This is a genomic window from Bradyrhizobium septentrionale, assembly GCF_011516645.4.
Taxonomy (GTDB): Bacteria; Pseudomonadota; Alphaproteobacteria; order Rhizobiales; family Xanthobacteraceae; genus Bradyrhizobium; species Bradyrhizobium septentrionale.
Genome location: NZ_CP088285.1, coordinates 6,941,203 through 6,961,618 on the forward strand (window position 1 = coordinate 6,941,203; position 20,416 = coordinate 6,961,618).

At 64.8% G+C, this 20,416-nt stretch carries 17 protein-coding genes; 12 read left to right on the forward strand and 5 right to left on the reverse strand.

All coding sequences use genetic code 11. The features are described 5' to 3' along the window. The first annotated feature begins 24 nt into the window (after positions 1-24). The 7 genes from HAP48_RS34580 (at position 25) to HAP48_RS34610 (ending at position 7,137) form a co-directional block, all read left to right on the forward strand. A complete protein-coding gene (locus HAP48_RS34580) occupies positions 25-1,575 on the forward strand; it encodes a class I adenylate-forming enzyme family protein (protein WP_166204285.1) in 1,551 nt (516 codons plus the stop codon). A gap of 62 nt (positions 1,576-1,637) precedes the next feature. Beyond that, positions 1,638-1,838: a hypothetical protein gene (locus HAP48_RS34585; RefSeq protein ID WP_029078642.1), complete on the forward strand. Its 201-nt coding sequence runs from the start codon at positions 1,638-1,640 to the stop codon at positions 1,836-1,838. A 166-nt stretch (positions 1,839-2,004) separates the two neighbouring features. Then, positions 2,005-3,204, forward strand: coding sequence for a CaiB/BaiF CoA transferase family protein (locus HAP48_RS34590; RefSeq protein ID WP_166204286.1), 1,200 nt, complete (start codon positions 2,005-2,007; stop codon positions 3,202-3,204). Positions 3,205-3,215: 11 nt separating this feature from the next. Further along, entirely contained in the window at positions 3,216-4,382 is a 1,167-nt protein-coding gene (locus HAP48_RS34595; protein ID WP_166204287.1) for an acyl-CoA dehydrogenase family protein, read from the forward strand. Positions 4,383-4,544: 162 nt separating this feature from the next. Then, a complete protein-coding gene (locus HAP48_RS34600) occupies positions 4,545-5,681 on the forward strand; it encodes a thiolase family protein (RefSeq protein ID WP_166204288.1) in 1,137 nt (378 codons plus the stop codon). Continuing rightward, complete coding sequence (locus tag HAP48_RS34605; protein WP_166204289.1) at positions 5,678-6,028, forward strand: Zn-ribbon domain-containing OB-fold protein; 351 nt, start codon at positions 5,678-5,680, stop codon at positions 6,026-6,028. The genes HAP48_RS34600 and HAP48_RS34605 overlap by 4 nt, the downstream gene beginning before the upstream one ends. Positions 6,029-6,609: 581 nt before the next feature. Next, positions 6,610-7,137, forward strand: a complete 528-nt coding sequence (locus HAP48_RS34610) for a carboxymuconolactone decarboxylase family protein (RefSeq protein ID WP_166204290.1) — start codon at positions 6,610-6,612, stop codon at positions 7,135-7,137. A gap of 183 nt (positions 7,138-7,320) precedes the next feature. Here HAP48_RS34610 and glsA read toward each other — a convergent pair whose 3' ends face one another. The 4 genes from glsA to HAP48_RS34630 form a co-directional block, all read right to left on the reverse strand. Further along, positions 7,321-9,180, reverse strand: coding sequence for a glutaminase A (glsA, locus tag HAP48_RS34615; RefSeq protein ID WP_166204291.1), 1,860 nt, complete (start codon positions 9,178-9,180; stop codon positions 7,321-7,323). Between the two features lie 22 nt (positions 9,181-9,202). Further along, on the reverse strand, positions 9,203-11,401 hold the full coding sequence (locus HAP48_RS34620; RefSeq protein ID WP_166204292.1) for a TRAP transporter permease: 2,199 nt from the start codon (positions 11,399-11,401) through the stop codon (positions 9,203-9,205). Positions 11,402-11,448: 47 nt separating this feature from the next. Beyond that, positions 11,449-12,612, reverse strand: coding sequence for a TAXI family TRAP transporter solute-binding subunit (locus tag HAP48_RS34625; RefSeq protein WP_166204293.1), 1,164 nt, complete (start codon positions 12,610-12,612; stop codon positions 11,449-11,451). 152 nt (positions 12,613-12,764) lie between these two features. Next, positions 12,765-12,986 carry an acyl-CoA carboxylase biotin carboxyl carrier protein subunit gene (locus HAP48_RS34630; RefSeq protein ID WP_166204294.1) on the reverse strand — a complete coding sequence of 74 codons (222 nt, stop codon included), beginning with the start codon at positions 12,984-12,986 and terminating at the stop codon, positions 12,765-12,767. A gap of 130 nt (positions 12,987-13,116) precedes the next feature. Here HAP48_RS34630 and HAP48_RS34635 point away from each other — a divergent pair, with 130 nt between their 5' ends. Both HAP48_RS34635 and HAP48_RS34640 read left to right on the forward strand, forming a co-directional pair. Continuing rightward, positions 13,117-14,091, forward strand: a complete 975-nt coding sequence (locus HAP48_RS34635; RefSeq protein WP_166204295.1) for an IclR family transcriptional regulator — start codon at positions 13,117-13,119, stop codon at positions 14,089-14,091. Further along, the gene (locus HAP48_RS34640) at positions 14,021-15,580 is read left to right on the forward strand and encodes an acyl-CoA carboxylase subunit beta (protein WP_166204296.1); all 1,560 of its coding nucleotides are present in this window, start codon (positions 14,021-14,023) and stop codon (positions 15,578-15,580) included. The genes HAP48_RS34635 and HAP48_RS34640 overlap by 71 nt, the downstream gene beginning before the upstream one ends. 114 nt (positions 15,581-15,694) lie before the next feature. Here HAP48_RS34640 and HAP48_RS34645 read toward each other — a convergent pair whose 3' ends face one another. Continuing rightward, the gene (locus HAP48_RS34645; protein ID WP_166204297.1) at positions 15,695-16,858 is read right to left on the reverse strand and encodes a patatin-like phospholipase family protein; all 1,164 of its coding nucleotides are present in this window, start codon (positions 16,856-16,858) and stop codon (positions 15,695-15,697) included. Positions 16,859-17,079: 221 nt separating this feature from the next. On the opposite strand from HAP48_RS34645, the gene HAP48_RS34650 reads away from it, so the two are divergent. The 3 genes from HAP48_RS34650 to HAP48_RS34660 all read left to right on the forward strand — a co-directional run bounded on the left by HAP48_RS34650 (position 17,080) and on the right by HAP48_RS34660 (position 20,388). Continuing rightward, positions 17,080-17,865 carry an acetoacetate decarboxylase gene (locus tag HAP48_RS34650; protein ID WP_166204298.1) on the forward strand — a complete coding sequence of 262 codons (786 nt, stop codon included), beginning with the start codon at positions 17,080-17,082 and terminating at the stop codon, positions 17,863-17,865. 138 nt (positions 17,866-18,003) lie between these two features. Continuing rightward, positions 18,004-19,023 carry a transporter gene (locus HAP48_RS34655; RefSeq protein WP_166204299.1) on the forward strand — a complete coding sequence of 340 codons (1,020 nt, stop codon included), beginning with the start codon at positions 18,004-18,006 and terminating at the stop codon, positions 19,021-19,023. Positions 19,024-19,047: 24 nt separating this feature from the next. After that, the gene (locus HAP48_RS34660) at positions 19,048-20,388 is read left to right on the forward strand and encodes a carbohydrate porin (RefSeq protein ID WP_166204300.1); all 1,341 of its coding nucleotides are present in this window, start codon (positions 19,048-19,050) and stop codon (positions 20,386-20,388) included. Positions 20,389-20,416 lie beyond the last annotated feature (28 nt).

Genomic DNA, 20,416 nt, shown 5'->3' on the forward strand with positions numbered 1-20,416 from the left:
TGACAGTTTGCTTGGGCTACCGCGATGAACATAGCCGAATGGCTGGCGGCGACGGCGCGGGCGCGTCCCGACGCGCCGGCGCTGCTGACCGGCTTCGATCTCGACGCCGACTACGCAACCTTTGCCCGCCGCGCCGCCTCGATCGGCGCGGCGCTGGCGCGCGATAACGGCATTGCCGCCGGCGACCGCGTCGCGTTGTTTGCGACGAACTGCACGCAATATCTCGAATGCCTCTACGGTATCTGGTGGATCGGCGCCGCGGCGATCCCGGTCAACGCAAAACTCCACGGCCGCGAGGCGGCGTGGATCTGCGGCAATGGCGGCGCGAAGCTCGCCTTCGTCTCCGACGACACGATCGGCGCCCTGAGCGAGGCGAAGGACGACTGTCCCTCCGGCATGACCATGCTGTCGGTCGACAGCGACGACTACAATGCGATGCGAAGCGGCGAGGGCGCGCCCGCGCCGCTGTCGCGCGAGGTCAACGACCTCGCTTGGCTGTTCTACACCTCAGGCACGACAGGCCGTCCCAAGGGCGTGATGCTGAGCCACGGCAATCTGGTCGCGATGTCGCTGTGCTATCTCGCCGACGTCGATGCGGCGACGCCGAACGACGCCTCGCTCTATGCCGCACCGATCTCGCATGGCGCAGGCCTTTACAATTTCCCGCATGTCCGGATGGGCGGCCGCCACGTCGTTCCGGAATCCGGCGGCTTCGATCCGGATGAGGTGCTCAACCTCGGCCGCCAGCTCGATAACGTCGTGATGTTCGCGGCGCCCACCATGGTGCGCAGGCTGGTTGATGCCGCCAAGAAGCGCAGCGAGGACGGCGAGGGGCTGCGCACCATCATCTATGGCGGCGGGCCGATGTACACCGCCGACATCCTGGACGCGATGGCGACGATGGGCCAGCGCTTCGTGCAGATCTATGGCCAGGGTGAGTCGCCGATGACCATCACGGCGCTGTCGCGCGACTGGCACCGGCGGAGCGACCATCCGCGCTATCTCGAACGGCTGGCCTCGGTCGGCACGGCGCAGAGCGTCGTCACCGTGCGCATCACCGACAAGGACGGCAAGCTGCTGCCGGCGGGCGAGACCGGCGAGATCGAGGTCAAGGGCGCAACCGTGATGCTCGGCTACTGGAACAACCCGAAGGCCAATGCCGAGACGCTGAAGGACGGCTGGCTGCGCACCGGCGACGTCGGCCGGCTCGATGCCGACGGCTTCCTGACGCTGTCGGACCGCTCCAAGGACGTGATCATCTCCGGCGGCACCAACATCTATCCGCGCGAGGTCGAGGAAGCCCTGCTGACCCATCCCGACGTCCGCGAGGTCTCGGCCATCGGTGTGCCGGATCCGGAATGGGGCGAGATCGTCGTCGCCTGCGTCGTGCTGGAGGACGGCGCCGCGGCCGACGACGGCAAGCTCGACGCGCATTGCCTGGCCTCGATCGCCCGGTTCAAGCGGCCGAAGCGCTACGTCTATCTCGATGCCCTGCCGAAGAACAATTATGGCAAGGTGCTGAAGACCTCGCTGCGGGAGATGATGGCCAAAGGGATAGGCCAAGGGATGGGCTAAGGGATAGGCCGCCGCCTCCCGCCGCGCTAAGCTGGCTGCGCCTGTCACCGGGAGAACGGACCATGGGAATCGAGACGTCTCTGTCACTGTCGGAAGTGAACAATCGCATCGCAATCCTCCGGGACAACATCAGGCAGCTGATCGAGCAGGCTGCAGGCGCTGCGGGCGCCGAAGTCGAGGAGCGCATCGCCGACCGCCTCGAGCAGCAGAATGCGGAACTGGAAAAGCTCCTGAAAGCACGCGAGGCGATGACGGGGCAGTAACCGACGTTGGGGGCGGTGGGCACGCTTCGTTTGTCCTGCCGTTCCGCTGCGTGGAAACGGTCCGGCCGCCGCCACGCATACGCCCATACGCCTGGCGCAGCTTGATCTCAGCAAAAACCTCCCGTTACTAGCTCCGTAACCAGAACATCCGGGAGTGAACAGGACGATGGGACCATTGCAGGGTATCAAGGTCGTCGACATGACGACCGTGCTGATGGGACCCTATGCCACGCAGATGCTTGGCGACTACGGCGCCGACGTTATCAAGGTGGAATCGCCCGACGGCGACGTCACGCGGCAGATCGGTCCGACGCGGCATCCCGGCATGGGGCCGGTGTTCCTCAATACCAACCGCAGCAAGCGCTCGGTCTGCCTCGATCTGAAGAAGCCGGCGGGGCGTGAGGCCGTGCTGCGGCTGATCGCGAAGGCCGACGTGCTGGTCTACAATGTGCGCCCGCAGGCGATGGCGCGGCTGCAGCTCGGCTACGACGTCGTCGCCAAGGTCAACCCGCGGCTGATCTATGCCGGCGTGTTCGGCTTCGGCCAGGAAGGGCCGTATGCCGCCAAGCCCGCCTATGACGATCTGATCCAGGGCGCCACCGCGCTGCCGGCGCTGATGGCGCAGACCTCCGACGGCGTGCCGCGCTACGTGCCGAACGCGCTGGTCGATCGCATCGTCGGCCTCACCGCGGTCGGCGCGATCTGCGCCAGCCTCGTGCATCGCGACCGCACCGGGCAGGGCCAGCGCGTCGACATTCCGATGTTCGAGACCATGGCCGGCTTCGTCATGGGCGATCATATGGGCGGACTGACCTACGATCCGCCGCTCGACAAAGGCGGCTATGCCCGCCATCTGTCGCCGGATCGACGGCCGTACAAGACGCTCGACGGCTATATCTGCGTGATCGTCTACAATGACAAGCAGTGGGAGAACTTCTTCAAGGCGACGGGCCGCGACGATCTGCGCAGCGATCCGAAATTCGCGACCTTCGCCGGCCGTGCCAACAATATCGATGTGGTCTACGCCGAGCTCGCGCGCATCCTGCAGACCAAGACCACCGCCGAGTGGAACGCGATCCTCGAGAAGGCCGACGTGCCGGTGATGCCGATGCACGATCTGGAGAGCCTGTTGCAGGACCCGCATATGGTCGCGACCGGCGTCTTTCCCGTGATCGATCATCCGACCGAGGGCCGTATCCGCAGCATGACGCCGTCGGCGCGCTGGTCGGAGACCAGGGTGGAGCCGAGCCGGCTCGCACCGCGGCTCGGCGAGCACAGCGCGGAGATCTTGCGGGAGGCGGGTTACTCCACCGACGAGATCGCGGCGATGGTGCACGACGGCGCGGCCAAAGCGGTGCAGGCTTAGGAGCAGGACAGATGGATTTCGCACTCTCCGCCAACCAGGAATCGATCCGCGATGCCGTCGCAAAGATCTGCAGCCGCTTCGACGAGGCCTACTGGCTGAAGAAGGACAAGGAGGGCGGCTATCCCTCTGACTTCCACCGCGCGCTGGCCGATGCCGGCTGGCTCGGCATCTGCATCCCCGAGGAATATGGCGGCTCCGGGCTCGGCATTACCGATGCCGCGATCATGATGCGCGCGATTTCCGAGTCAGGCGCCGGCATGTCGGGCGCTTCGGCCGTGCACATGAACGTGTTCGGGCTCAATCCGGTGGTGGTGTTCGGCACCAGGGAGCAGTGCCAGCGCATGCTGCCGCCGATCATCGACGGCCGCGACAAGTCCTGCTTCGCGGTGACCGAGCCGAACACCGGCCTCAACACCACGCAGCTCAAGACCCGCGCGGTGCGCCAGGGCGACAAGTACATCGTCAATGGCCAGAAGGTGTGGATCTCGACCGCGCAGGTCGCCAACAAGATCCTGCTGCTCGCGCGCACCACGCCGCTGGAGGAAGTGCGCAGCCCGACCCACGGTCTGAGCCTGTTCTACACAGACTTCGACCGCAAGCGCGTCACCGTGCACGAGATCGAGAAGATGGGCCGCAAGCCCGTCGATTCCAACGAGCTGTTCTTCGAGAATTTCGAGATCCCGGTCGAGGACCGCATCGGCGAAGAGGGCCGCGGCTTTGAATACATCCTGCACGGCATGAACCCCGAGCGCATCCTGATCGCGGCCGAAGCCGTCGGCCTCGGCCAGATCGCGCTGAAGCGGGCGTCGGAGTATGCCAAGGGCCGCATCGTGTTCAACCGCCCGATCGGCATGAACCAGGGGATCCAGCATCCGCTGGCGAAGTGCTGGATGGAGCTCGAGGCTGCCTGGCTGATGGTGCTGCGCGCCGGCTGGCAATATGACCAGAACCTGCCGTGCGGCCCCGCGGCGAACGCGGCAAAATATCTCGCCGCGGAAGCCGGCTTCCACGCCTGCGAGCAGGCGGTGATGACCCATGGCGGCTTCGGCTACGCCAAGGAATATCACGTCGAGCGTTATCTGCGGGAATCCCTGATCCCGCGCATCGCGCCGATCAGCCCGCAGCTGATCCTCAGCTTCATCGGCGAGAAGGTGCTCGGCCTTCCGAAGTCGTATTGAGATGTTGCGCTCGCGCAGACACATCGCGGTCTTCTCCCTCCTGCTGAAAGGGGGAGGGCAGGGTGGGGGTCAGCCACGGGCGAAAGCATGCGAGGTGGAGACGGATCCCCACCCGGCTTGCTTGCGCAAGCCGACCTCCCCTTTGCAAGGGGAGGTTAAGAGATGAGCTTCGTCACCGGCGTTGGCCTCACATCCTACGGCAAGCATGAGGGCTCATCCTCGCTCGACCTGATGAGCAAGGCGGCCGAGCTTGCGATATCAGATGCCGGGCTGAAGCGCTCCGAGATCGACGGCATCCTCTGCGGCTATTCCACAGTCTCGCCGCACATCATGCTGGCGACCGTGTTTGCCGAGCATTTCGGCATCCGGCCGGCTTACGCCCACGCCGTGCAGGTTGGCGGCGCCACCGGACTTGCGATGACCATGCTGGCGCATCACCTGGTCGAAGCCGGCATTGCAAAACACGTGCTGGTGGTCGGCGGCGAGAACCGGCTGACCGGGCAGAGCCGCGACGCCTCGATCCAGGCGCTGGCCCAGGTCGGGCATCCCGACTACGAGGTGACGCTGGGGCCGACGATCCCGGCCTATTACGGCCTGGTCGCGACCCGCTACATGCATGAGTATGGCCTCACACAAGAAGACCTCGCCGAGTTCGCGGTGCTGATGCGCAAGCACGCGCTGACGCATCCCGGCGCGCAATTCCACGAGCCGATTACGGTTGCCGACGTGATGGCCTCGAAGCCGGTGGCGATGCCGCTCAAACTGCTCGACTGCTGTCCGGTGTCCGACGGCGGTGCGGCCTGCGTGATCAGCCGCGAGCCGACCGGCGAGCGGCGGGTCCGCGTCCGCGGCTGCGCCCAGGCGCACACCCATCAGCACGTCACCGCCGCGCCGGCGCTGAGCGAGCTTGGCGCGGAGATTTCGATCGCGAAGGCGAAGCAGGCGTCGGGCATCGCGATTGCAGACGTTCGCTATGCGGCAATCTACGACAGCTTCACGATCACGCTCGCGATGCTGCTGGAGGATCTCGGTCTTGCCGGGCGCGGCGAGGCGGCGGCGCGGGTGCGCGCCGGCTATTTCGATCAGGATGGCGAGATGCCGCTCAACACCCATGGCGGCCTGCTTAGCTACGGCCATTGCGGCGTCGGCGGCGCGATGGCGCATCTGGTCGAAACCCAGCTGCAGATGACCGGCCGCGCCGAAAACCGTCAGGTGCGCGACGCCTCGGTCGCGCTGCTGCACGGCGACGGCGGCGTGCTGTCGTCGCATGTCAGCATGTTCCTGGAGCGCGTGCGATGAGCGGACCGATCGCTGACTGGACCAAGGGCGCGGAAGCCATCGTCTATCAGAGCTGCAACGCCTGCGGCGCGCGGCAATATTTCCGCCGCAGCTTCTGCGCGGCGTGCGGCGCGTCCGATCTCGCCGAGCATCGCGCGGGCGGGGCAGGCACGGTGTATGCGACCTCGCTGGTCTGCCGTGCCGCGACACCGGCGCATGCGCCTTACAACATCCTGCTTGTTGATGCCGACGAGGGCTTTCGCATGATGGCCCATGGCGACCACGACCTCGCCATCGGCGACAAGGTTTCCGCGCGCTTCACGCAATTCGCGGGACGGCTGGTTCCGTATTTCGCGAAGGCGAAATGAGGGGCTGAACGATCCGATCAGAACGCGAGACCAGGCTGAATTGGTTCGCTCGCGCCCCTCCAGTTGCGTCGATACTATGTTTGGGCATGATCCTTCGGTAAACCGCTACACACTTTTCCGGATCATGCCTCAGTGCCAATAAAAGACAAAGCTGGCGATGACGAGCATTGCCGTCACCGCCAGCATTTGCGCAAGCGCTTCCGAGGCCGCCCTCTTGGTGGCTTCCTTCATGCGTTTCCCCTAGACTTGGGCGTGACTCATCGTTGCGCTGAGAAAGCGCAAGACGGCCAGATTTTTGTACTCGGAACACCCCGCGTCGAGCATTCGCTTTTGATGAGTCCCCACTCAGCGAATATCGACTGTGACAAGGTTGTCTCGGAATGCGGCGGCAATTTGACTCGCGCGTGTTGCTCCTGCGACGGCCGCCCGTACCGAGCGTTTTCGAGCGGAGTGGGTACCGGTTCGCGTGAAGAAAACGCGTCAAAACAAGGATCTAGAGCCCCGTTCCGATTTCATCGGAACGGAAAAGGCTCTAGTGTTTTGGAACCCGACAGAAACGACAGCAAGATCAAGGTTAGGAAATGGCCCGCATCGACTACTCCGATCCCGCGAAGGCAAGCCCGCGCACCCGTGAGATCCTCGACAAGAACCGCAACGCCAACATCTTTCGCATGATGGCGCATTCGCCGAGCTACTTTGAACAATACTGCCGGCTCGGCGGCGCGATCCGGCACAAGGGCGAACTCGATCCGATCGTGCGCGAGCTTGCGATCACGCGCACCGGCATTCTCTGCGAGGCGCCTTACGAGATCGTCGCGCACAAGCGCATCGGCAAGAATGTCGGCGTCACCGACGAGCAGAATGCGGCGCTGGACAACTGGCAGTCCGCGACTTGCTTCGACGAGGTGCAGCGCGCGGCGCTCACCTTCACCGACGAGATCGTCAAGCTGAGGAAACCGACCGACGCGACCTTCAAGGCGATCGCGGCGATGCTGACGCCGGCGGCGTTGATCGAGCTGCAGCTCTCGGTCGGCTTCTACATCATGACGTCGAAGTTTCTCGAGACGTTCGAGATCGACATGCAGCCGGTGACGGAAGTGGTGAGCTGATCACGCCGCGCGGAGTTCTTCGCCTCGCCCCGCGTGCGGGGAGAGGCCGGAACGCATGCAGCGAAGCGGAATGCGGTCCGGGTGAGGGGGAGCCTCCGCGAGTGCGACGCGTAGTCATTTTGCGGAGGCAGCCCCTCACCCCGACCCTCTCCCCGTAAGAACGGGGAGAGGGGGAAGCAGAGCCTAGCCCGACGTCAGCAGATCGATCTTCGCATTCGCCAGGATCAGCCGGTCGGCGAGGATCTCCGCGAGGTTCCGCATGATCCGTTCGCCGGCGCTCGGATGCTGCTCGCGGAAGCGCTCGAAATCCTTGATCGTCACTTCGTAGGTGGTCGCCGACATGTCGGCGACCACGTCCGCGATCCGCTTCGGCTCCAGCAGTCCCATCTCGCCGAATGCCATGCCGGCGGTCAGCGTCGCCAGCCGGATGCCATCGGGCAGGGTGACGTGGACCACGCCGCTGCGCAGGAAGAACAGTGAGGTCGCCTCGCTGCCCGCAGCGATGATCTGCTCATTCGGCTGGTAGGTCCTGACTGTGCAGAGCGGGATAAGATCGGCAATCTCCTGCTCATTTAGTCCGGCGAGCAGCGGCTGCTCGGCAAGCTCCGTGGTCTCGAGGAAGTCGATCGAGCCGCCATAGCGGTAGACGATCTGGTCCTCCGCCCACTCGATCGCGGTGTCGAGCAAATAGAAATCCCTGATATTGCCGAGCCGGTTGGTCCACTCGCTGATCGTGGCCCATTCGCGCGAGGTCCGCTTGATGCCTGAGAGGATCACGGTGACGCCGAGCTCGGCCAGTTCCTGGAAGGCTTCCGCGACCAGCCGGGCGCCGGCGCGCGTCGTCGCGGTGACGCGGCGCAGATCGAAGATCACGAACTCCGGCCGCGGCCCGCCACCGAGGCGGCGCGCGACATAGTCGACATTGGAGAGCGACAGCGTGCCGACCAGCTCGATCACGCGCACCTCTTGGAAGTGCTTCGCCAGGATCTCCTGCTCCTGCGGTCGGCGCACCCGCCGCGACGGGTTCTTGCCGATATTGTAGTCGGCAATGATGCTGTGGCGGGCGTCGTCGCTGCGGTTCAGCATGTGCAGGTCGTAATGCGACGACAGTGCCTCGCATACCTTGATGCCGCGCACGCTGTTGCCGTGCTTGTCGAGCTTCGGCGAGTAGCTGCCGAGCCCGAGCCGGGCCGGCAGCGCCGCAAGAATGCCACCGCCGACGCCGCTCTTGGCGGGGATGCCGACCCGGTAGATCCATTCGCCGGCGTAGTCGTACATGCCCGACGAGGTCATCACCGAGAGCGTGCGCGCGATTGCGTAGGGCGTCACCACTTGCTCTTCGGTCAGTGGATTGATGCCGCGGTTGGCAAGCGTCGCCGCCATCACGGCGGTGTCGCGCGCGGTGACCAGGATGGCGCATTGCCGGAAATAGACGTCGAGCACCGCAGGCACGTTGTCGGTGATCACGCTGTTGGTGCGCAAGAGATAGCCGATCGCCCGGTTGCGGTCGCCGGTCGCGCTCTCGGAGGCGTAGACCGCCTCGTCGACGCCGAGCTCGCGGCCGGCGAAGCGGCCGAGCGCCTGGCGGATGAAGTCGAACGCACCGTCGCCCTTGTCGGCGTGGAGCAGGCCGGAGCAGGCGATCGCGCCGGCATTGACCATCGCATTGAACGGGTGATTGTCGGCATTGAGCCGGATCGAATTGAAGGGGTCGCCCGACGGCTCGACCCCGATCACGCTCTCCACCCGCTCGGCGCCCAGCGTGTCCAGCGCCAGCGCGAACACGAACGGTTTTGACATCGACTGGATGGTGAAGGGCACCCTGGTATCGCCGACCTCGTAGACATGGCCGTCGAGCGTCGCGAGGCTGATGCCAAAATGGGCAGGGTTGGCCTTGCCGAGCTCGGGGATGTAATCGGCGACCGCGCCGGCGGCCTCCGCGAGGAAGTCTGCGTAACACGTGTGCAGAAACCGCAGCAGCGGCGGCTGCGAGCTGGTCCAGTTGACGGTGCTGGCGGTGACAGGCGGAGGCGACTGTTTCATCGCCTCCTGTTGTGCAACGCAATCAGGGCGCGCGCAACTGGTTCGCAACCAGCGCCTGGCGGCGCACCAGCACCAGCGCGATCAGGGTGGTCGGGGCGAGGATCGCAAGCCCCAGCAGCGTCACCTGCAGCTGCGACAGCGGGTTGATGCCGCCGCCCGGCGTCGCGATCACAAAGCCGCCGATCACCAGCAGCACCCGCAGCGGCCATTCCACGATGCCGGCCCTGCGCAGGTCACCGACATAGGCCTGGTAGCCCTGAATGCCGCCGCAAATGAAGACGATGCCGAAACAGGCAAGGCCGGTCAGCCCGAGCGCCTCGAGATAGGGGTTGCTGCCCTGCAGCAGCAGGGCCGGGTTCAGCACGAAGAAGAACGGGATGAAATAGATGATGCTGCCGACCCACATCGATTCCCATCCGGTCTTCATCGCCGGCGCGCCGGCGATGCCGGCCGCCGCGAAGGAGGCGATCGCAACCGGGGGCGTGATCGAGGACAGCATGCCCCAGTAGAAGATGAACATGTGCACGGCCATCTTGTTCAGCCCGAGCTTCTCCAGCGCGGGCGCGACAAGAATGGCGAGGAAGATGTAGCAGGACGTCGTCGTCAGCCCGAGCCCGAGGATCAGGCTGGTGATCGCGCACATGATCAGCAGCAGGAAGGCATCTCCGGCGGCGATGCTGAGCAGGTCGTTAGCGAGGCTCGAGATCACGCCGGTCAGCGAGAACGCGCCGATCAGGAGGCCGCAGCCGGCGAGGATCGCGATCAATTCGACGAAGGTCTTGCCGTTCAGTTCGAGGAATTGCAGCCAGCGGGCGCCGCCCCAGTTCTTGCCGGGGAAAAATTCATTGAGTGCCACCAGCAGGCACATTCCCCACAGCACAGCGTTGAGCACGCCGAACCAGAGCATGATCGCCGTCACCGCGACCGACAGGGCGAGAACCGCCGTGTTGCCGGCCTTCCACGGCGCCGGGCCCGACCACTGGTGAAGGATCACGAGCAGGGCGGAAGCATAGAACGGCGCGTGGCTCTCGCGCTTGAAGTAGAGCAGCATCACCACCAGCACGACGATGACGAACAGATAATACCAGCCCTCCATAAAGGCATCGCGGAACCGCGGCAGCTCGGCGCGCGGAATGCCTTCCAACTTGTGGCGGGCGGCGTAGGCATCGACCTGCGCGAACAGGCCGACATAATAGAGCACCGACGGAATGGTCGCGGCGAGCGCAACGTCGGCGTAGCTCGTGTTCATGAACTGCGCCATCACGAAGGCCGTAGCGCCGAGCACCGGGGGCGCCAGCACCGCGCCGGTCGAGGCGCAGGCCTCGATTGCGCCGGCATAGGACGGCGTGAACCCGGTCTTCTTCATCGCGGGAATGGTCATGGTGCCCGCGGTCAGCACGTTGGAGACGATGCTGCCGCCGACGGTCCCGAGCAGTCCCGAGGCGAACACGCAGACCTTGGCCGCGCCGCCGCGGAAGGTGCCGCACATCGCGAACGCGATATTGATGAAGAACTTGCCGGCGCCCGTCATCATCAACGCGGTGCCGAACACCAGGAAGCCGATCACCGTGTCGGCAAAGGCCTGGATCGGGATGCCGAGCAGGCTTTCGCCTGAGAGCATGTGATAGGCCGTGGTTTGCTGCAGTGTCGACTGCGTCCCGCGGAATGGGCCGAGCCAGCTGGCGTCGGCAAACAGCGGATAGAGCGTGAACGGCAACACGCTCAGCAGCAGGCTCCAGCCACCGGTGCGGCGCAACGCCTCCATCAGCACGAACCACATGATCAGTCCGGCTACGATGACATTGGTCGGCGCGCCGTCGAACTCCCATCCGGCCTGCGCCGCCTTGCGGATGTTGGCCATCAGCCAGATCGCCGAGCCGAATGTCAGCGCGAACAGCAGCAGGTCGTACCAGGGAATCCGGTCGAGCGGCGCGGTCTCGCTTCCCGGGAAGATCAGGAAGGTGAACGGCAGCATCAGCGCGATCAGGACGTAGAAATATTCGGTGTTGAGCTGGGTGTAATCGATGAAGAAGCGCAGCGAGAATTGCTGATTGACGCACAGAAGGATGGTCGCAGCCGTGGCCACCAGCAGGGCCCAGCGCCACGCGCCGCGCAAGGTGCGGACGCGCGTGACCTCGGACTCCTGCAGGTCGGCCGCCGCGGAAAGGTGCGGATCGTCGAACTCGACCTTCTTCGCCGTCGCGGCCGCGCCGTTGGACATCGCGCTCCCTCTCGATGATCTTGTTTTTCGCGGCAGCCTAACAGCTTTCAGTCAAAGCCATTAGGCATATTGGCTTTGGCAAGCGCTGCGGCGCGCGCCTTCATCCAGCCGTCGAGGAAGGCTTTTTCATCGGAGGGTGGGTTGGACTTGCCGTAATCAGTCCAGGCGGTGCCCAGCACCTCCTGGCGCTTGTACAGCGCATTGTTATGCGCGTCCTGTTCGTCGCTCCAGTAGCCTGCCTCCTTGAGCGCCTTCACCGCGCCGGGATGCACGGGGACGACCCAGTTCTTGGTCTGGCGGTCGGCGCTGAGGCCGCCGGCGCCGGGGGCCGAATCCTTGTAGGCGTCGTAGTTCACGATCATCGCCTTGGTGATCGCATAGATCTGGTCGGCCGGTTGCGCGGCGTAGGCAACGAAGATCGGGTAGGGATAATTGCCAAGCTCAATCGGCTTGTCCGGTGAAATGCCGGCGCCGCAGGTTGCGGTTTGCGGGAAGAAGAACGAGCCGACCTTCTTCACCCGCGCCCAGCCTTCCTTGTCGCTGGCGGGCAGCGGCGGCCACATCAATCCGCGCGGCGAGGTCTCGGCCTCCTTGGCGGGACCGGTGATCGTCGTGCCGAAGGCGGCATCGGTGTCGTTGTTGATGAGGCCCTTCCACATCGCGCCGTAGCTTGCGAACTCGACGATCTTGACGTCGTTCTGGGTGAGGCCCCCGAAGGCGAGCATCGCCAGCGAGTTCTGGTTCAGCGCCGGCGAGCCGACCACGAAGCCGACGCGCTTGCCGCGCAGATCCTTCATCTCCTTGACGCCGGCATCCGCCGCCACGCCAAGCGCGCCGCAATTGCAGTCGACCGACGACAGCATGAGCTGCAGCGGCTGCGGGCCCCATTCCTTGGCGCCGAACTCGAACACGCCTTCCTGCGCGAAATAGGTGCCCGATCCCATCGCCGAGGAGACCGCGCGCTTGGCACGCAAGGGTGCGAGCCGCGCGACGTCGTTGCCGGCCGGCAGCACGCGGACGTCGGTGCCGTATTTGTCCTTCATCATCTTGCCGACGCCGACCGCGATGTTGAAGCCGGCGGTGCCGGTGTCATAGGCGGTCACCGCCATGGTCGGCGGCAGCTTGATGTCCTCGGCCGAGGCGGGCAGGGCAGCGACGAGTGACAGGCCGGCAAGCGCGGCAGGCGCGAGCGCCATCAGCCGATGGATCATAATCCCTCCCTTTGTTTCGCTGTGCGAAACTTTCCCGGGCGGGATGATTGCATCGCGATCCGGCGATGGCAACGCCGCCTTGGCCGCAGGCCGCCGATTTCGGCCGCTGCATCACCGGACAGATTGTCGCGGCTGGCGGAGGTTGCGAGATCTCAGGTCTCGACGATCGCGACCGCCTGGCCTTCCGCGATGACGTCGTCGATCTTGACCAGAATCGACTTGATTTTGCCTGCTGCCGTCGATGTGACCGGTATTTCCATCTTCATCGCCTCGACGAACGCAATCTCGTCGCCATCGCCGATGCTGGTGCCGGCCTCGACAGGAAGCGCGCAAACGCGCCCGGCAACTTCGGTCACGACCTTGATCTCTGGCATTCCACTCTCCGATACCGTCTTGCGGAAATTTCATCCGGCGAACGGCTTTTTGTTGTGGCGGCAGATTGCCTGAGGTAGCTTCATCTGCAAGTGGAATTTTATTCCGCAGGACGGAATGGAGCCAAAGCAAATGGGACGGCGCTCGGAACGACTTAGCAGGCAGGGAATGCTCGCCAGCGAGACAGGCGATGGCGATGTCATCCAGGTGGTGTCGCGCGCCTTCGATGTGCTGCGGTGCTTCGAGGGGCACGAAGCCCGGCTCGGCAATCTCGAAATCTCGAACCGCTGCGGCTTGCCGCGTTCGACGGTGTCGCGGTTGACGCACACGCTGACGCGGATGGGACAGCTCGTCTATCTGCCGCGCGACCAGAAGTATCGGATTGGCCCGAGTGCGGTCGCGATGAGCACCACGATGATGAAGGGGCTGCAGCTGCGCAATCTGATCCGGCTGCGGCTGCAGGATGTCGCCGATCAATTGCCGGGTACGGTGGGCTTCGTGATCCCCGACCGCTTTCAAATGGTCTATCTGGAGTTTGCCCGCGCGGCGAACGCGCTCGGCCTGCATGAGGCCACTGGCAGCCGCATCTCGATGGCGACCACCGCCGCCGGCCACGCCTACACGGCCGCGCTCGATCCCGCGATCGGCGACGCGCTGATATCAGAGATGGAAGGCGAGTTGCCTGAGAGCGCCAAGATGCTGACGCCGCGCATCGAGGCCAACCGCCGTCACCTGCAGGAGCACGGCTACGTCGTCGCCTGCGGCCTGTGGAGCCCGCATATCAACGGCGTCGCAGTGCCGCTGTGGTCACCGCAGTATCAGACCTATGTGGTCACCACGATCGGCCTGCTCTCGGCGATGTATGACGAAGAGCGGCTGCACCGCGAGGTCGCACCGCAGATGGTCGAACTCGCCGCCGCACTCGGCAGCCTGCTCGAAGGCGCCGACGGCGACATCTTCAGCAATCGCATCGAACGCAAGTCGCTATCGGTGGCCGCCCATAACAACAACAAAATGATCAAGACGGAGGCAATGAATGAACTGGAAGCCGGAACTCGACGACCTCGCCCGGCGCGAAGCGTTCGCGCGGGAGATGGGAGGCGTTGACAAGGTCAAGCGGCAGCGCGACCAGGGCCGGCTCACCGTCCGCGAGCGCATCGACAAGCTCGTCGACCAGAACAGCTTCCACGAGATCGGCGCCATCTCCGGCATCGCCGAATATGACGAGAGCAACGAACTCAAGCATCTGACGCCGGCAAACTGCGTGTTCGGCCGCGCCAGGGTTGACGGCCGCACCGTGGTGGTGGTCGGCGACGATTTCACCGTGCGCGGCGGCTCGGCCGATGCATCGATCTCCGCCAAGCCGCTGATGGCGGAGGAGATGGCGCATGATTTCCGCCTGCCGATCGTTCGCGTGATCGAAGGTTCCGGCGGCGGCGGCTCGGTGAAGACGATCGAGACCAAGGGCGCCGCCAATCTGCCCGGCGGCGTCGGCGGCACGCGCTGGTACTGGTACACGACCGCCAATCTGGCGCGCGTGCCGGTGGTCGGCCTCGGCCTCGGTTCGGTCGCGGGCCTCGGCGCGGCGCGGCTGGCGGCGACGCATTACTCCATCATGACCAAGAGCTCCGCGATGTTCGTCGCCGGTCCGCCGGTGGTGAAGCGCCTGGGGCAGGATCTGACCAAGCAGGAGCTCGGCGGCGCCGACATCCAGACCCGCGCCGGCGCGATCGATCAGGCCGTCGAGACCGAGGACGAGGCGTTCGACTACGCGCGGCGCTTCCTGTCCTATCTGCCGTCGTCGGTCTACGATTTGCCGCCGACCATTCCCTGCACCGATGATCCGGAACGCGCCGAGGAGGCGCTGCTGAAAGCCGTGCCGCGCAACCGCAGGCAGGTCTACAAGATGCGGCCGATCATCGAGGCCGTCGTCGATACGGGCTCGTTCTTCGAGGTCGCCGCCAATTTCGGCCGGCCTGTCATCACCGGGCTGGCGCGGATCGAGGGAAGGGCGGTGCTGCTGCTCGCCAGCGATCCGTTCCACTATGGCGGCTCGTGGACTGCGGACGCCTGCCAGAAGGTGGTGCGCTGGGTCGACTTCGCCGAGACCTTCCATCTGCCGGTGGTCTATCTGATGGACTGCCCCGGCTTCATGATCGGGCTCGAGGCCGAGAAGTCGGCGACCATCCGGCACGGCGTGCGGGCGATGGCGGCGGTCAACCAGAGCACAGTGCCGTGGTGCACCATCATCATCCGCAACGCCTTCGGCGTTGCCGGCGTCGTGCATCAGCCGGCCAACCGCTTCTCGATGCGCTATGCGTGGCCGTCGGCCTATTGGGGCTCGCTGCCGCTCGAGGGCGGCATCGAGGCCGCCTACCGCGCCGAGATCGACGCGGCCAGCGATCCCGCCGCCAAGCTGCGCGAGATCGAGGATCGCCTCAACAAGCTGCGCTCGCCGTTCCGCTCGGCCGAGAAGTTCTGGGTCGAGGAAGTGATCGATCCGCGCAAGACGCGCTCGCTGCTCTGCGAATTCGCGCGTCTGGCCGAACCGATCCGCACCCCGGGCCCGCCGGGCAACATGTCGACGCGGCCGTAAGCCGCGCCCTTGTCATTGCGAGCGCAGCGAAGCAATCCATCTATCCGCACGCGTTGAAGCATGGATTGCTTCGTCGCTTCGCTCCTCGCAATGACGAGCAAGAGATGCGCCCGTCTACTCGCTCTCCCGATGCACGTCGTGGATCACGATGCCCATGCCGTTCTCCGGCATCTTGATCCATTCGCGATGCTTCAGCGAACGCTTGGTGTCCTCGTGTCCGCTCACCCAGTGCTCGCGCATCGAGGTGCCGGAGAATTCGTGGTCCTTGGCGTCGCCCTCATAGGCCTTCTGCTGATAGATCAGCTGCAGCAGCGTGATCCCGGGCAGCCGGCTGTTCGCCTTCTTGAGCTGGCGCTCTTCATCCGAGAGCTGATCGTCGGGGATTTTTCCCAGCGCGTTGTGCAGGGCGGTGCGCAGATTGTAGGTCTTGCGGTAGACGTCGGTGTTGTAGCGGGTGCGCGACGAATACATGATGTCCTTGTGGCGGGCCATCACGTCCTGGATGTCGCGCGGCAGCACGCCGCGCGCCGAGAACAGGTCGACCTGGAACACCAGCGAGTTGGCGTTGTCTTCCTGGTCGAGCAGGTGCTGCAGCGGCGTGTTGGAGACGATGCCACCGTCCCAGAAATGATCGGTGCCGACCTTCACCATCGGCAGTGCCGGCGGCAACGCGCCGCTCGCCATGATGTGCTCGGGGATGATCTCGTCATGGGCATTGTCGAAATAGATGAAGTTGCCGGACAGCACGTTCACCGCGCCGACCGCAAACCGCATCGTCTTGGAATTGATGCGGTCGGAATCGACCAGCTCGAGCAGCGATTCACGCAGCGGCGTGGTGTCGTAATAGCTGGTGGCGGTGCGCGCGCCGGCCGGGCTGAGCCACGGATTGGTCTGATGCGGGGTGAAGAAGCCAGGTTGCCCGAGCGTCGTCGTCAGCCATGAGCTGGTGAAATTGCGCGCCTTGCGGAAGACGTCACCGTCAGGCGTGTAATGCCAGATCTTGCGGCTGGTGATGCGATCCCAGAACGTGTGCAGCCGCTCCAGCCGCTTCGAGGGCGGATTGCCGGCGATGATCGCCGAGTTGATCGCGCCGATCGAGACGCCGCAGACCCAGTCGGGTTCGATATTGGATTCATGCAGCGCCTGATAGACCCCAGCCTGATAGGCGCCGAGCGCGCCGCCACCCTGCAGCACCAGCGCCACGCGATCGCAGCCTTCCGGGCGCCAGCCGGGCGTCGCGTGCTCGATATCGTCAAAATGAGGGGTTCGCGCGTCCATCTCAGACACTCCAAAAATTCGCGGCGAGAATTCAGGGCGCCGATGACGCCGTGATGACAAACGCCGCGTCCGCCCATGGCGCATCCGCCATGCCTGCCTGCATGGTTAGCATTCGCCTCCACCGTGAGACGCGGGTCATGCGGCTGACGGAAATCCCTCATCTCGCTGTCAATCTCGGCCGTTAGCTTCCGTGCAAATTTTTCAAACAGGGGGTTATTGCGATGCGCAGGGAAGATCTGCTCAAGCTTCCGTCCATGCCGGCCGCCGGTCCGAGCTATCCCGCCGGTCCCTACCGCTTCATCGATCGCGAATTCCTTGTCATCACCTATGAGACCGATCCCGAGCTGATCCGCGCCGGCCTGCCTGAGCCGCTGGAGCCGATCGAGCAGGCGATCGTGCACTACGAATGGATCAAGATGCCCGACAGCTCCGGCTTCGGCAGCTACACCGAGTCCGGCCTCGTGATCCCGGCACGCTTGCATGGCGAAGAGGTCAATTTCGTCTGCCAGATGTATCTCGACGATGATCCGCCGATCGCGGCCGGCCGCGAGATCTGGGGCTTTCCGAAGAAGTACGCCCACCCGAAGCTCGAGATCGTCAAGGACACGCTGACCGGTACGCTGGAATATGCCGGGCAGCTCGTTGCGATGGGCACGATGGGTTACAAGCACGAGAGCATGGCGGGCAATGGCGACGTCACCCGCGCCACGCTGTCGAAGACGCAGATCAATCTGAAGATGATCCCCGGCGTCGACGGCCATCTCGAAATTTGCCAGCTCGTTGCGATCAACCTGACCGACATCGTCGTCAAGGGATCGTGGATCGGGCCGGGCCGGCTGCATCTGGTGCCGCATGTCAACGCGCCGGTCGCGGATTTCCCGGTCAAGCGCGTCGTCGGCGCGCATCATTTCCTCGCCGACCTGACGCTGCCGTTCGGCCGCGTCGTGCACGACTACAACAAGGAAGCCGCCGAGGCGGCGACGCCGACCGGTCTTGCGGCCGAGTAGGGCTGTCGCTGACATAAAACTGTAACGGGCGCGTCCTCCAATATGACGAAGGACGCGCCCGCCCGGTTTTGCGCGTGGGCGGGTTTTTGAACATGTCATTTCGCGCGGTTGCCTGAAATATTCTCTTGGAGAGCGGCCATGCTGGCTGATCCACCTCCTGCTCCTGTCGGCTCGCTGCTGACGCGTGAGGCCGTCCCCGGCCTGGTCTGGGCGTTTCGTCTGCACCACGACGGCCGTGCCGAGGCGCTTCCTATCGACAAGCCGATCGAGCCGAGCCATGACGGACGGGTGTGGCTGCACTTCAACCTGAGCGATGTCCGTACCCGGGCGTGGCTCGCCAACATGCACATCCCGCAGCTCGCGCGGGACCTGCTGCTGTCGAACGACGAATTCCAGCAGATCCACACCATCGACAATTGCGTCTATGGCGTGTTCTCCGATCTGGTGCGCAGCATCGATGCTCCGACCGAGGAGACCGACTTCCTTCGGTTTGCGATGACCGAGCGTCTCCTGATCAGCGGACGCCACCAGGCACTCTGCGCGGTCGACGCGACGCGCCGCGTGCTCGAAAGCGGCTATCGCGTGGAGAGCGTCGCGGCGCTGCTGGAAAAGATCATCCACGAGGTCGCCGACACCATGGACCGCATCGCCGACAAGGTCGGCACCGAGATCGATGCGATCGAGGACCGGGTGGTCGCCGGCGAAACCAATTCCGAGATGCGCGGCACGCTCGGGCGGATGCGCCGGACCTGCGTGCGGCTGCATCGCCAGCTCGCCGGCCTGCGCGTGCTGTTTCACCGGCTCGAGCTGAAGAGCATGGACAATCTCAGCCCGGCGCTGCGGCTGCAGGCCGGCAAGCTGGCACAGCGGCTCGACGGCCTCGACCACGACATCGTCGAACTGCGCGAGCGCAGCCGCCTGCTGGAGGAGGAGCTGCGCTTCAAGCTCGAGGAGGAGAGCAACAAGCATCTGCATGCGCTCTCCGTCGTCACCATGCTGCTGCTGCCGCCGACGCTTGTCACCGGCATCTTCGGCATGAACACCAAGGGATTGCCGCTGACCGACGTCGACAGCGGGTTTCTGGTGGCCGCAGGCCTGCTGATCGGATCGGCGGTGCTGGCCTATCTGCTGATGCGGCGGCTCGGCATCGTCAAATAGCGCGATCGCACCGCGGCATCTCCCATGAGCAGAGCTCTTTCCCGCGCAACACTGGTGGCCGCGGCCCTCGCGCTCTGCACCCCGGCGCATGCGGACGACAAGCCGGTTGCCGATCGGATCGCGGATACGCGCGCTGCGCTGGAGCAGGCCGGCTACCAGTTCAGCATGACCTATATCGGCGAGGCGTTTACCAACACCTCGGGCGGTGTGAGCAACGGTGCGGCCTATACCGGCCGTCTCGATCTCGGCACCACGATCGACCTCGAGAAGGTGATGGGCTGGACCGGCGCGACCTTCCACGCCAACATGTTCCAGATCCATGGCGACGGGCTGTCGCGGGGCTATGTCGGCAATTTGTTTCTGGTGTCCGGCGTCGAGTCGCTGCCGGCGACGCGGCTCTACGAGTTTTGGATCGAGCAGAAGCTCCTGGACGGCAGGCTCGCCGTGCGCGTCGGCCAGCAGGGCTCCGACGTCGAGTTCATCGACAGCCAGTACGACGACATCTTCATCAATTCGGCGTTGGGCTGGCCCGGCATCACCGGCGTCAATCTTCCCACCGGCGGACCCGCGCCGGCGCTTGCCGTGCCCGGGATCCGCATCAAGGCAAGCCTGACCGACCGCCTCACGGCCTATCTGGGGCTGTTTGACGGTTCGGCCGCTCCGCCGCAGGGAACCGCGGACCCGCAACTCCTCAATCCGCACGGGATCCTGTTTCGCGTCAACGATCCGCCCTGGTGGATCGGCCAGCTCAAATACAAGTTCGATATCGGCGAGAGCAAGCTGCCGGCCACGATCACCGGCGGCGGCTGGTATCACATGATGTCGTTCGCCGATCAGCGCTTCGGGGCCGACGGGCTGTCGCTCGCCGATCCCAACAGCTCCGGCGACACGCGGTGGCTGCGGCGGGACAACGGCATCTTCATGGTCTATGAGCAGTTGCTCGCGCGCGCCAAGCCGGACGCGGACAAGGGCGTCGCGTTCTTCATGCGAGCTTCGGTCAGCCCGTCGGACCGCAACCTCATCAGCACCTATGTCGACGGCGGCTTCCTGTTCACCGGCTTCAGCGACAAATATCCGGACGACCGGTTCGGCATCGCCGGGATTTACGGCAGGATTTCCGACGCCGCCCGCGCGCTCGATCGTGATACGCAGATATTCAGCGGCACGGCGTATCCGATCCGCGACTATGAGGCGATCCTCGAGATCACCTACCAGCACGTCGTGAACGCCAATTTCACGATGCAGCCGATGTTTCAATACATCGCCCATCCCGGCGGCGGCGCCGTCGACCCCAATGATCCGACGCAGACGCATCGGATCAAGGACAGCATCGTGTTCGGGATGCGCACCATCCTCTCGTACTGACCGGCGCACAGTCGCGCAGGCGAGGGCC